Annotated in this window: 11 protein-coding genes; 8 read left to right on the forward strand and 3 right to left on the reverse strand. The window is 71.4% G+C overall.

Annotated features, from left to right (window positions below; all coding sequences use genetic code 11):
* Positions 1-27: 27 nt before the first annotated feature.
* A complete protein-coding gene (locus ABCR83_RS00865) occupies positions 28-1233 on the reverse strand; it encodes a helix-turn-helix domain-containing protein (RefSeq protein ID WP_462692186.1) in 1206 nt (401 codons plus the stop codon).
* Between the two features lie 410 nt (positions 1234-1643).
* Here ABCR83_RS00865 and ABCR83_RS00870 point away from each other — a divergent pair, with 410 nt between their 5' ends.
* From ABCR83_RS00870 to ABCR83_RS00895, 6 genes are all read left to right on the forward strand, one after another.
* Positions 1644-2618 (forward strand): GNAT family N-acetyltransferase, encoded by a 975-nt coding sequence (locus ABCR83_RS00870; RefSeq protein ID WP_462692187.1) that lies wholly within the window; start codon positions 1644-1646, stop codon positions 2616-2618.
* 120 nt (positions 2619-2738) lie between these two features.
* Positions 2739-4802, forward strand: a complete 2064-nt coding sequence (locus ABCR83_RS00875) for an MMPL family transporter (protein ID WP_462692188.1) — start codon at positions 2739-2741, stop codon at positions 4800-4802.
* The gene (locus ABCR83_RS00880) at positions 4802-6064 is read left to right on the forward strand and encodes a sensor histidine kinase (protein WP_462692189.1); all 1263 of its coding nucleotides are present in this window, start codon (positions 4802-4804) and stop codon (positions 6062-6064) included. The genes ABCR83_RS00875 and ABCR83_RS00880 overlap by 1 nt, the downstream gene beginning before the upstream one ends.
* Positions 6061-6756, forward strand: a complete 696-nt coding sequence (locus ABCR83_RS00885; protein ID WP_462692190.1) for a response regulator — start codon at positions 6061-6063, stop codon at positions 6754-6756. The genes ABCR83_RS00880 and ABCR83_RS00885 overlap by 4 nt, the downstream gene beginning before the upstream one ends.
* 142 nt (positions 6757-6898) lie before the next feature.
* Positions 6899-7825 (forward strand): DMT family transporter, encoded by a 927-nt coding sequence (locus ABCR83_RS00890; RefSeq protein WP_462692191.1) that lies wholly within the window; start codon positions 6899-6901, stop codon positions 7823-7825.
* 26 nt (positions 7826-7851) lie between these two features.
* The gene (locus tag ABCR83_RS00895; RefSeq protein ID WP_462692192.1) at positions 7852-8394 is read left to right on the forward strand and encodes an NUDIX hydrolase; all 543 of its coding nucleotides are present in this window, start codon (positions 7852-7854) and stop codon (positions 8392-8394) included.
* A gap of 21 nt (positions 8395-8415) precedes the next feature.
* Here ABCR83_RS00895 and ABCR83_RS00900 read toward each other — a convergent pair whose 3' ends face one another.
* Both ABCR83_RS00900 and ABCR83_RS00905 read right to left on the reverse strand, forming a co-directional pair.
* Positions 8416-9339 (reverse strand): NADP-dependent oxidoreductase, encoded by a 924-nt coding sequence (locus tag ABCR83_RS00900; protein ID WP_462692193.1) that lies wholly within the window; start codon positions 9337-9339, stop codon positions 8416-8418.
* A gap of 26 nt (positions 9340-9365) precedes the next feature.
* On the reverse strand, positions 9366-10856 hold the full coding sequence (locus tag ABCR83_RS00905; RefSeq protein ID WP_462692194.1) for an MFS transporter: 1491 nt from the start codon (positions 10854-10856) through the stop codon (positions 9366-9368).
* A 136-nt stretch (positions 10857-10992) separates the two neighbouring features.
* Here ABCR83_RS00905 and ABCR83_RS00910 point away from each other — a divergent pair, with 136 nt between their 5' ends.
* Both ABCR83_RS00910 and ABCR83_RS00915 read left to right on the forward strand, forming a co-directional pair.
* Positions 10993-11433, forward strand: coding sequence for a MarR family winged helix-turn-helix transcriptional regulator (locus tag ABCR83_RS00910; RefSeq protein ID WP_462692196.1), 441 nt, complete (start codon positions 10993-10995; stop codon positions 11431-11433).
* Between the two features lie 65 nt (positions 11434-11498).
* Entirely contained in the window at positions 11499-12416 is a 918-nt protein-coding gene (locus ABCR83_RS00915; protein WP_462692198.1) for an MBL fold metallo-hydrolase, read from the forward strand.
* The last annotated feature ends 1 nt before the right edge of the window (position 12417 follow it).

Here is a 12417-nt window from a genome sequence, read left to right on the forward strand (position 1 = left end):
CAAATCAGGTAGGACGTAGCGTCCTAGTTACCGCTCGATCTCCAAGCGAACCGCCAGATCCCTGATGGGGGAACTACGGCGACGTTCGCGCTCCCGCAACTCCGCCACGAGATGCCGGGACGTGGAGTGGTAGCGCATCCACTCAGGGGCTGTCTGTTCAGCGGCGAGCAGGGCCCTTGTCGCTTCGGAGTCGCGGTTCATCTCCGCGTAGGCCAGGGCACGGTCCAGATGATGCCGGGCAAGCCAAGTGGGAGGCAGGCCCGCCACGTTGGTAATGCGCTTGGCGTGGCGCAGGGCCTTGTCCGGTTTCCCCATGTCCACGTACGCGTTCACCGCAGCGACTCCGGCATTCGTCGGGCCGAAGGGCGTTGCGTAGTCGAGTCGGTCAACACCGATGCGCGCAGCTGCCGCCGTGGCCAGCGAGAGCAACTCTTCGGCACTGTCCGTGCGTTCCGCCCGGACTGCGGCACTGGCGCCACGAAGCAAGAGAATCCCCCACAGAGACAGATCGATGGGGGCCGACCTGAAACCGGGCTCGATGCGCTCCGCCATCCGAACCGCGACCTCTTCGGCGTCCGCCACTCGACCTTGCTTGGAGAAGATCCAAGAGAGCGAGGAGACGCCGATGATCTCCAAGCGCGGATCGTCGGACTGCTGCGCCGCAGCCATGGACCGCTCCAGAGCCGTGTAGGCCGCATCCTCCTTGCCGAACGCGGTGAGGGTTGTAGCGGCTACCTGATACGCCTCAGCGAGCACTGCGTAGGCCGCCGCGCGGTCGGCACCCGTGTACTCATGGACGGCAGCACGGGCATCCGCCAGCAAGGTTGGCAGTAGGGCAGTGATCTTTGTTAACTCGCCCTGACGGCGGATGCGTTCGGTACTGCGGATGCTGTCGCGCAGTTGAGGGATCGTCGGAGCTGGCGCGCCCTCCGGGTCGCCTAGCCCGGGGAATCCTGAGAGAGGCGTAACCGCTTGTCGCAGCGTCAGGAGGCTCGGCGGCTCTGCTCCATTGCTTGGCTCCAGCACCCGGGGCGCCCCGAGGAGCACGGAGGTCTCCACGTCCAGTGCCCGCGCGAACTTGTTGAGTGTGGTCATGCGCGCGGTCATCCGCTGGTTCTGCTCCAGCTTCCGCACCGTGTCCACGCTGAGAAGCGCCTTCTCGGCAAGCTGCTCCTGAGTCAGGCCACGCCGCATGCGCAGCTCGACCAGCCGTTCCCCAAGTGTTGTCGCCATGGCCCTGCCTGTCGGGAGAGTGAGCGCCTAGAGCTACGGTACGCCCGCGCCGCTGAGGCGGTTGGAGATCGCCGGGCGGCAGGCGTTGGCCACGTGACCAACGCATGACCAACAGCAGTCCGAAACAGCCCGAAACAGGGGGAATGCATGACCAACGACAGCCGTCAACTCTGCGGCGTGTCGCGTACGTTCCCACAGGTCAGCTAGCTAGCATGCTGGTGCCCGAGTGGAGAGTTCAAGTCCCCCCTCGGACACCAATAAAAACCCCAGTTGATCTGGGGTTTTTCTGTTTTCTGGTGCCGTGGCGGGCAACGTTCGCCCGGTGGGGCGTGACGCGCGTCGGTCGATGTCCGCGGTCGGCCCGGATAACGGTTGGACGGCTTTGCGGGGTCCTGACACAGTGGCGCGCTATGGCGAATCTCGAGCATGTGACCGCCGCGGACGTGCGGCTGATGCAGGGTCTGGCGCAGCGTGTCACCGCCATCCGCCCGGACCTGGTGAACAGCGATGCGTCGTTCGGTGAGCTGGCCTGGACCTGGGGCAAGGGGCATGCCGGTGACGGCGCGAGCTGGCGGCGTCGGCTGTGGTTCTCCGGTGGGGATCTGGTGGCGTGGGGCTGGGTCCATCTTCCGCGCCGGGTGAGGCGGAGCGACGGGTCGGTGAAGGACGTCACCGGGGCCTATCTGGCGTATCAGGTCCATCCCGGCCATGTCGGGCTGGTCGACGAGGTGATCGGCTGGTACGACGGTGCGGCGGCGGGCGTCGAACGTACGGTGCTGCCGGGCGCCGCCGATGAGTTCGCCCTGAAGCGATGGGCGGCGCACGGCTATGAGAGCGACCCGGCCTCGCTGGGCGACGCCGGGTCCTGGACCCAGCTCAACGAGCGGGACCTCGCCGATGTGGAGCAGCCGGTGCTGCCGGACGGATTCCGGTTCCGCACCGCCGACGAGGCCGGGCCGGAGGCCGCGGTCCAGGCCCATCTGGACGCCTGGGCTCCCTCGACGTACTCGGCCGAGGGCTACCGGGGTGTCCGGCGGACGGCGGCGTACCGCGGCGACTTGCACATCCTGGTGGAGGCGCCGGACGCAACGATGGCAGCCTCGACGATCATGTGGCTCGACGAAGCGAACAAGACCGCTCAGTTCGAGCCGGTCGGGACGCATCCGGACTACCGGCGCCGGGGGCTGGGAAGGGCGATGCTGCTGCACGGGATGCATCGGGCGCGGGCGGCCGGGGCCGCTCATATGACGGTCGCCTGCCTGGGTGCGCCGGGGCATCCGCAGGCGCGCGGGCTGTATGACAGCGTCGGGTTCCGGGAGTTGTCGCGGGACGCGCCGCTCATCAAAACCGGGACCGCGGGGATCGGGCTACTCCCCGGGGAGTAGCCCGGTCCCCGGGCCACCCCGGGGAGTAGCTTCCGCTTCGGCCCTGGGGGCGACGCGTTCGCGCGGTTGCGCCCGGAGTCTGGATCCGTCGGATCGTTCACGATCGAGAAGGCGGCAGGCATGGGCCCGGCGGCACGGCGGACGAGGAAGGCACGGGTCATCCCCTGGGGGGTGGTCGCGCTGTGGGTGGTGGTGCTGGCGGTCACGGCGCCGTTCGCGGGGCTGAGCGGGGTCACCCGGGACCGGCTGGTGGACTATCTGCCCGCCAGTGCCGAATCCACCCGGGCCGAGCACCTGCTGCGGCGGCTGCCCGGCGGGGATGTCGCCCAGGCGGTCCTGGTCCACCACCGGGACGGCGGACTCACGCCCACCGACCGCCGGTTGGCGCGGGAACAGGTCCGGCGGATCGCCGGGCGTCATGAGCTCGGGGGTGACACCCTGCCGGCCGGCGTCGAGTCCGAGGACCGTGCGACGGTCATGACTGCGTTGTCGCTGACCGGACTGCCGGACACCAATGACCAGTCCAAGGCTGTCGATGACATCCGGGAGCTGGTCAAGGGTGCGCCGCCGGGGTTGTCCGTCGAAGTCACCGGCCCGGTGGCGCTGATGGCCGACCAGACGGAGGTCTTCGACTCCATTGACGGGGTGCTGCTGTTGAGCACCGCGGTGGTGGTCGCGCTGCTGCTGATCGTCATCTATCGCAGCCCGGCGCTGTGGCTGGTCCCGCTCGGGGTGGTCGGGGTGGCGGCCTCGGCCGCCATGGCCACGGTCCATGGGCTCGTCGAGGCGTTCCAACTCACCGTCACCACCGAGAACACCACCGTGATGACCGTGCTGGTGTTCGGCGCGGGCACGGATTACGCCCTGCTGCTGATATCCCGCTACCGCGAGGAACTGCGGCGGCGGGAGCGCCCGTACGAGGCGATGCTCGCCGCGCTCCGTGGCTGCGGGCCGGCCGTACTCGCCTCGGCCGGGACGGTGGTCGCGGGGCTGATGTGCCTGCTGGCGGCGGACCTCAACAGCAACCGGGGGCTCGGCCCGGTGGGCGCGGTGGGCGTGATCTGTGCGCTGGCCGCGATGCTGACGCTGCTGCCCGCGGTGCTGGTGCTGCTGGGGCGGCGGGCGTTCTGGCCGCTGGTGCCGCGGTACGGGGCCGAACCGGCGCCCCGGCGCTCGCTGTTCGCGCTGATGGGCAGTTCCGTCAGCCGCCGCCCGGTGGTGGTGCTGCTGAGCGGGGTGGCGGTGCTCGGAGCCCTGGCGGTCGGTTCACTGGCGCTGCCGGGCACCCTGCGGCAGGAGGACGCCTTTCTCGAGAAGCCGGAGTCCGTCACCGCGCTGCACACCCTGGCCACCGCCTTTCCGGCGGTCGGCAGCCAGCCGGTCAATGTGGTGACCCGGCCGGACCGGGCGGCGGAGGTGGAGCGGACGGCCCGCACCACTCCGGGGGTCGGCTCGGTGACCGAGGCCCGCAGCGGCCCGGAGGGTACGGAGTTCCGGGTGTTCCCCACCGCCCGGCCCGAGTCGGCCGAGGAGAAGCGGACCGTCGGTGAACTCCGCGACCGGCTGCACGCCCTGCCCGGCGCTCAGGTGCTGGTGGGCGGCGCCACCGCACAGCAGATGGACCTGGCCACCACCAATTCCGACGACCGCGCCAAGGTGATCCCCCTGGTGCTGGCCGGGGTGCTGATCGTGCTGATCGCCCTGCTGCGCAGCGTGCTCGCCCCACTGGTCCTGATCGTCGCCGTGATCGCCTCCTGGGGCGCGGCCATGGGGCTGAGCGGACTGGTCTTCGGCCCGGTCCTGGGCTACCAAGGGCTGGATTCCACGCTGCCGTTGCTGACCTTCGTCTTCCTGGTGGCGCTGGGCGTCGACTACGGCATCTTCCTGATGCACCGGGCCCGCGAGGAGCGGCTGAAGGGCGCCGAACCCGCCGAGGCGGCGCTCATCGCGCTGCGCACCACGGGTGGAGTGATCGCCTCCGCGGGCGTGGTGCTGGCCGCCACCTTCGGTGTGCTGGCGACGCTGCCCCTGGTGCCGCTGGTGGAAATGGGCCTCGTCATCGCGATCGGGGTACTGCTGGACACCTTTCTGGTGCGCACTTATCTGGTCACCTCCGCCGCCGTGTTGCTGAAGCGATGGATGTGGTGGCCGGGACGGCTATTCCGGAGTTCCCTGGAGCGGTGATGCCTCTCCGGGACCCGGCCACCCCCTTGATAGCGCGGATGCTGCTGCCGCGTTCGACCACTCAACCGCCCATTCAGCCGCAGGACCTGGGCATCGTCGCCGCGCTGCTCGCCCTGCAGAGCTGGCTGTGTGTCCTCTCCCCGGAGGACGCCCGGCCGCCCGGTCTCGCCGGCTGGGTCATCATCGCCGCCGCCTCGCTGCTGCCGGTCGCACGGCGCCGGGCACCGATGCTCACGGTGCTGGCGGTGGCCTGCCTGGCCGCTCCGTACCACATATTCGACTACCCCGACCTCGCGTTGCTGCCCTCCGAACTGGTCGCACTGTGGTCGCTCGCCGTGGTCGGGCCCCCGGTGCGGAGCTTCCTCACCCTCACCGGCATCTTCGCCGTCGCGGCCGTCGTCCTGCTGATCACGGGCGAGGAGGGGCAGATCCTGCCGGTGCTGGTACGGGGCGGCTGGATCGCCGATGTGGTGATGCTCGGCGAGGCGGTGCGGATCCACCGTGCCCATGTCGCGGCGATCGTGGAGCGCGCCGAACGCGCCGAACGCACCCGGGAACGGGAGGCGGCCCGCCGGGTCGCCGAGGAACGGGTGCACATCGCGCGCGACCTCCACGATCTGCTGGCCCACAGCGTCACCCTGATCGGCGTGCAGACCTCGGTCGCGGCACACGTACTGCTCACCGACCCCGAACGGCTCGACCGGGCGGCCCTCGCCAAGGCACTGGACGGCATCGCCGACACCTGCCGCGACGCCCGCGCGGAGCTGCGGGCCACCCTGGAGATGCTGCGCGCCAACGACCCTGCCGAACAAGGCCCGTTGCCGGGCCTGGACGGCCTGCCGGATCTGGTGCGGGCCGCCGAGGGAGCGGGCGCCCGGGTACGCCTGGAGGTGGACGCGGGTACGGACCCGTCCGGGCTGCCCCCGGCCGTCGGGGCGGCCGCGTACCGCATCACCCAGGAGGCGCTCACCAATGCCGTGCGGCACGGGGGACCCGCGGTCGGGGTGGCGGTCACGGTGTCGCGGGACGACGGCCCCGGCGCCGACGGTGCGCTGCGCATCTCCGTGCTCGACAACGGCCGGTCCCCCATGGCGAACGAGGCCGGGGGCTATGGGATCGTCGGCATGCGGGAACGCGCCCGCAGTGTCGGCGGCAGCCTGCGGGCCGGGCCCCGCCCGGACGGCGCCGGGTTCGCGGTGACCGCCGTGCTGCCGCTGGCCGCGGCAGCCGCCGACGCATCTGAAGGGAGCGACGGCCAATGAGCGAACCGGCGGCGATCCGGGTCCTGCTCGCCGATGACCAGCGGCTGGTCCGGTCCGCCTTCGCCATGCTGGTGGGCACCGCCGCGGACATGACGGTCGTCGGCGAGGCCGGTACCGGGCGGCAGGCCGTCGAACTGGCCCGCGCCGGCCGGGCCGATGTGGTGGTGATGGACATCCGGATGCCGGACCTGGACGGCATCGAGGCCACCCGGCTGATCGCCGGTGACGAGGATCTGGCGGGGGTGCGGGTGCTCGTCCTCACCACCTATGACACCGACGAGTACGTCATCGACGCGCTGCGCGCCGGGGCTTCGGGCTTCCTGGTCAAGGACACCCGGCCGGCCGCGCTCCTCGAGGCCATCAGGACCGTCGCCGCCGGGGAGTCCCTGCTCTCCCCCGGCCCCACCGCACGCCTGATCGCCCGGATGCTGCGCACCGATCTTCCGGCCGCGGCCCGGGACCGGGGTCCGGAGGTGCTCAGCGCCCGGGAGCGCCAGGTACTGGCCCTGGTGGCCAGGGGGCTGACCAACGCGGAGGTGGGCGAGGCGCTGGGGCTGAGCCCGCTGACGGCGAAGACCCATGTCAGCCGGATCCTGGGCAAGTTGGGTGCGCGCGACCGGGTGCAGTTGGTGATCGCCGCGTATGAGGCGGGACTGGTGACCCCGGGCGACCGGGGCGCGCCCGGGGCGTGACGTGTGGATCGGCACACCCGGCGGTGGGCGGAGCGGATGCTCACCCATGGTAAAGCCATGGCCATTGCGCCCGTTTGCCTGGATGAACGTCCGAAAGAGGGGTACTCGGACGTCACACCGCCCACGGGGCGGCTATCGTCATATGTCAAGTCTCCGACGACCGGCCGGTCTTGAGGTGCGCGACGTCATGGTCTTCGCCTTCGCCGTCAGTGCGGCATGTTGCCTGGGTGTCGGCTTCGTTCTCCAGCAGAACGCCGCGCAACGGGCCCCGATGAGCGACTTCCTCTCCTTCCGTCTGCTGCTCGACCTGGTGCGGATGCCCCGCTGGGTGGCGGGCATCGTGCTGATGGTGTGCGGGATGGTCCTTGGCGCGATCGCGCTGGGGCAGGGCGAGATCTCGCTGGTCGAACCGCTGATGGCGACGAACCTGCTGTTCGCCATGGCCCTGTCCCGCTGGCAGACCAAGCAGCCGCTCGGCCGGACGGGCTGGGGCGGACTGTGGCTGCTGGCCGGCGGCGTGTCCGCGTTCATCGTGGCCGGGCAGCCGCACGGCGGCAGTTCGGTCACCGATCCGCTGCGGCACTGGCTGATCATCGGGCTGATGCTGGGCGGGGCGATGCTGCTGGCGGCCATCGCCAAACGGCTGCGGATGAGTGCCGAGGCCGCGCTGCTCGCGGTGGCGGCCGGGCTGCTCTACGGCGTCCAGGACGCGCTGACCCGGGTCAGCGGCAAGCTGTTCGCGCACGGCGGCCTGGCCACCCTGCTCATCAGCTGGCAGCCGTACGCGGTGCTGGCCATCGGGGTCACCGCCCTGGTGCTGGTGCAGAGCGCCTTTGAGACCGCCCCGCTGCGGATGTCGCTGCCCGCGCTCACCGCCGCCCAGCCGCTGGCGGGCATCGCCTGCGGGGTGGGGTTCCTGGGCGACCGGCTGCGGACCACGCCCGGCGCGCTGGCCTGGCAGGCGGCCGGGGTGACCGCCATCGTCGTCGGCATCGTGCTGATCGGGCGCCATCCGGCGATGCCGTCCGGGATGGCGGAGACCCAGGTGCGTGATCTTCAGCCGCGCTGATCCGGGATCCGGGGTTGGATGGGGGCATGAACGGTCAACAAGGGCTGCCGGCACCGGGATCGCCGGCGGCCGAAGTGCTCGACATCGTCGATGAACGGGACCAGGTGGTGGGCCGGGCGCCGCGTGGCGAGGCCTACGCCCGGCGGCTGCGCCACCGCTGTGTGTTCGTACTGGCCCGGGACGGGCGGGGGCGGATCTTCGTCCACCGGCGCACCGCACAGAAGCTCGTCTTCCCCTCGCGCCACGACATGTTCGTCGGCGGGGTGGTGGGCGCCGGCGAGTCCTATGACGAGGCCGCGCTGCGGGAGGCCGAGGAGGAACTCGGCGTCAGCGGGCTGCCCGCGCCCACACCGCTGTTCCGCTTCCTGTACGAGACCCCCGAGCACACCTGGTGGTCGGGGGTCTACGAGGTCCGGTGCGAGCTGCCCGTCTCCCCCCAGGTGGCGGAGGTCGCCTGGCATGCGTTCCTCTCCGAGGAGGAGCTGGCGGACCGGCTCGACCGGTGGGACTGGGTGCCGGACGGGCTGGAGGCGTATGCGCGGCTGAGGGAGTGGCGGGGCGGGGCATGAGCCCCGGTCCCGCCGCGTCCGTCAGCCGACCGTGACAACGATCTTGCCGCGGGTGTGCCCCTCCGCGCTGCGGCGCTGCGCGTCCGCCGTCCGCTCCAACGGGAAGACCTCGGCCACCTCGACCGCCAGCTTGCCCCGCTCGGCCAGCGAGCTCAGCTCGGCGAGCTGGACCGGGTCGGGGCGTACCCACAGCAGGCGGCCGCCGAGGTCGGCGACGGCCGGGTCGGCGATGGAGACCAGCCGGGCGCCGGGGGCGGTGAGCTCGGGCGAGGTCCGGATGGTTCCGCCGCCGACCAGGTCGAGCACGACATCCACGCCCTCGGGCGCCAAGGCCCGTACCCGGTCGGCCAGCCCGTCCCCGTATTGCACGGGCTCGGCACCGAGCGAGCGCAGATAGTCATGGTTGCGCTCGCCGGCCGTGCCGATGACCCGGGCGCCGGAGTGCCGGGCGAGCTGGACCGCCATCGAGCCCACTCCCCCGGCGGCGGCGTGGATCAGCACGGTGTCCCCCGCGCCCGCCCCGGTCGCCTTCAGCGCCTGGTAGGCGGTCAGCCCCGCCAGCGGGATGCCCGCCGCCTGCTCGAAGGAGAGGGTGGCCGGCTTGCGCGCCAGGGTGCGCACCGGGGCCGCCGCATACTCGGCGAAGGTGCCCCGGGACAGGAAGTCCTCGCGGACATAGCCGATGACCTCGTCGCCCACCTGGTATTCGGGAACGTCCGCGCCGAGGCGGACGACGACGCCGGAGACGTCCCAGCCGGGCACCACGGGGAAGACCGGGGCGATCAGGCCGTCCAGGTAGCCCGCCTGGGCCTTCCAGTCGACGGGGTTGACCGCCGCCGCCCTGACCTTGATCAGCACGCTGTCCGGGCCGACCACGGGCTCGGGGAGTTCGCCGTACTCGAGGACCTCGGGGCCGCCGTGGGTGCGGTAGCTGACAGCCTTCATGATGGTGCTCCTCCTGTGGTGGGCGTTCAGCGGGTGACGGACGCGGTCTCAGCGTCCGCCGTGGGAGCGGAGCCCGCCACCGTTGCCGACCGCAAGGCGTGGATCGTGCGCAGGCCCAGCCCGGCCACCAGGGAGACCAGGATGAACGCCGCTCCCGCGATCGCGAAGGTGAGGGTGAACTGGCTCTCCGCGGGCAGCTTGGGCGCGCCCGGCGGCAGGTGCTCGATGCTCTTGGAGGCGAGCACCGAGGTGATCATCGCGGAGCCGATGGCGCTGCCGGTCGAGCGGGAGATGGAGTTGATCCCGTTGGCAATGCCGGTCTGGTGGCGCGGCACGCTGGCGACGATCACGGCGGGCATGGCCGCGTAACCGAAGCTGATGCCCGCGCCGACCAGCATGCCCGCGGCGATCACCGAGAAGGCGTGGTCGTGGTCGAGCGCGATCCAGACGAAGCCGGCGGTGCCGGCCAGCGAGGCCAGCAGCAGCACCAGGCGCGGACCGTGGCTGCGCACGAGCCGGCCGCCGATCGGGGCCGCCAGCAGCGAGACCAGGGTGCTGGGCAGCAGGAACTCCACGGAGGCGCGCAGCACGCTCGCGTCGAAGCCATAGCCCGCGATCTTCGACGGCATCTGCACCAGGTAGGAGACGCCGATGAAGAGCGCGAAGGAGCCGAAGCCCACCAGCAGACCCGCGAAGTTGGCGAAGAGCACCGGCCGGTGGACGAACATCTTCATGTCGACCAGGGGCTCGCGGACCTTGTTCTCCACCAGCGTCCACAGCGCGGCCATCAGCACGGCGCCGACGAAGCAGCCGATCGTCCGGCCGGAGGACCAGCCCCACTCATGGCCCTGGGTGATCGGCAGCAGCAGGAGTATCAGGGTGGCGGCCAGGCTGAGCGCGCCGAGGACATCGGTGCGTCCGCCGGTGGTCTGCCGGGTGGCGGGCACCAGGGCGGCGACGGCGACCAGGGCGACCGCGGCCAGCCCGGTGGCCAGCCAGAAGACGCTGCGGTAGTCGGGGTTGTCGCCGGAGGTGAGCAGGCCGGTGGCGACCAGCGCCAGGCCGCTGCCGAAGGCGAGGGTGCCGCTGACCATGGCCATCGCGCCGGGCAGCTTGGCCGGGCGGATCTCCTCGCGCAGTACGGACAGCGCGAGCGGGAAGATCGCGGTCGCGGCGCCCTGCAGCACCCGCCCGACGATCAGCCACAGCAGCGAGTGGGTCACCGCGGCCAGCACGGACCCTGCGACCATCACCACCAGCACGCCGACCAGGGTCTTCTTCTTGCCGTGCTGGTCGCCGAAGCGGCCCAGGAGCGGGGTGAAGACGGCGGCGGAGAGCAGCGTCGCGGTGGTGACCCAGCTGACATTGGCGGAGCTGGTGTTCAGGTCGTGCTGGATGAGGCTCAGGATCGGCACGACAAGGGTCTGCATCATCGATACGACCATGGCGGCCAGGCTCAGGGCGAAGACGACGACCGTCTCGTTCCTGGGCCGGGCGGCGGGCGCTTGTGACGTCATGGGCTGGGAAATCCTCCGGGTTACTTCACGACATTGATGCTTGATGCCATCAAGCAACCGGGCAAACCTAGGCCGAATATTTCAGGTAGTCAAGTTAATGTTTTAGGAGTTCAAGCTCTTGCGTAGAATGCGGTGCATGACCGCCCCGAACCCCCAGCCTCCGACCAAGGCCCAGCTCCTGGAGCTGGTGGCGACGCTCGGCACCGCGCAGTGGCAGGACTTCGCGGCGGCCGCCGCCCGCCATGGCCTCACTTCCATGCAGGCCAAGCTGCTCGCCCAGCTCAGGGGCCCGGTGCCGATGCGCGGCCTGGCCACCCTGCTGGTCTGCGACGCCTCCAACGTCACCGGCATCGTCGACCGGCTCGAGGCCCGCGGCCTGGTGCGCCGCGAGATGGACCGCGCCGACCGCCGGGTGAAGAACGTGGTGGCCACCGAGGAGGGCCGGGAGACGATCCGGCGGGTCCGCGCCGAGATGCAGGCCACCCACAGCGCGCTCGACGCGCTCGACGACGAGGAGCGCAGCACCCTGTACGGGCTGCTGGAACGGCTCCGGCCGGGTCTCGAGCAGCGGCGCTGAAACCCCTATCCTGACGGCCGGTCCGGTCCGCGCGTCCCGCACGGACCACTGGCGAAAGGCCCCCGATGCCCGACGGCTCCCCGGCTGCCCCGTACACCGTCCCGATCGCCCCCGGCGTCGGCGCCTATGTGCAGCCCGACGGCGGCTGGTGCCTGAACAACGCGGGGTTCGTCACCGACGGGGAGCGGACCCTGCTGATCGACACCGCCGCCACCGTCCGGCGGGCCCGGGCACTGCGCGATGCGATCACGGCCGGCGGGGCGCCGCCGCCGTCCCTGGTGGTCAATACGCACCACCACGGCGACCACACCTACGGCAACTGTGTCTTCGCCGCCGAGGCGACGATCATCGGCCATGCCGCCTGCCGCGCGCAGACCGCGGCCGTGGGGCCCCAACTGCACGCCGTGTGGCCCTGGATCGACTACGGCGAGGTGCGGATCACCCCCGCCACGCTCACCTACACCGACACGCTCACCCTCCATCTCGGCGACACCGAGGTGCAGTTGATCCACCCGGGCCCCGCCCACACCGTCGGCGACTCCATCGTCTGGCTCCCCCGGCAGCGCGTGGTGTTCACCGGCGACCTCGTCTTCAACAGCGGCACGCCCTTTGTCGCGATGGGCTCGCTCGGCGGTTCGCTGCGGGCCCTGGACCGGCTGCGGGAGCTCGATGCGCGGATCGTCGTCCCGGGCCACGGCCCGGTGACCGACCCCGGCGTCTACGACCGGACCGAGGACTACCTGCGGTATGTGGCACGGCTGGCCCGCGCGGAACACGCCGCGGGCCGCACGCCCCTGGAGGCCGCCCGCCGCGCCGACCTCGGCGGGTTCGCGGCGCTGGGCGAGAGCGAACGGCTGGCCGGCAATCTGCACCGCGCCTACGCCGAGCTGGACGGCCGGCCGCCGGGCTCGCCGCTGGAACTCACCGCCGTCTTCGGCGACATGGCGGCGCTGAACGGCGGCGAGCTCCCCTGCCACGTCTGAT

It is taken from the genome of Streptomyces xingningensis (assembly GCF_054957865.1).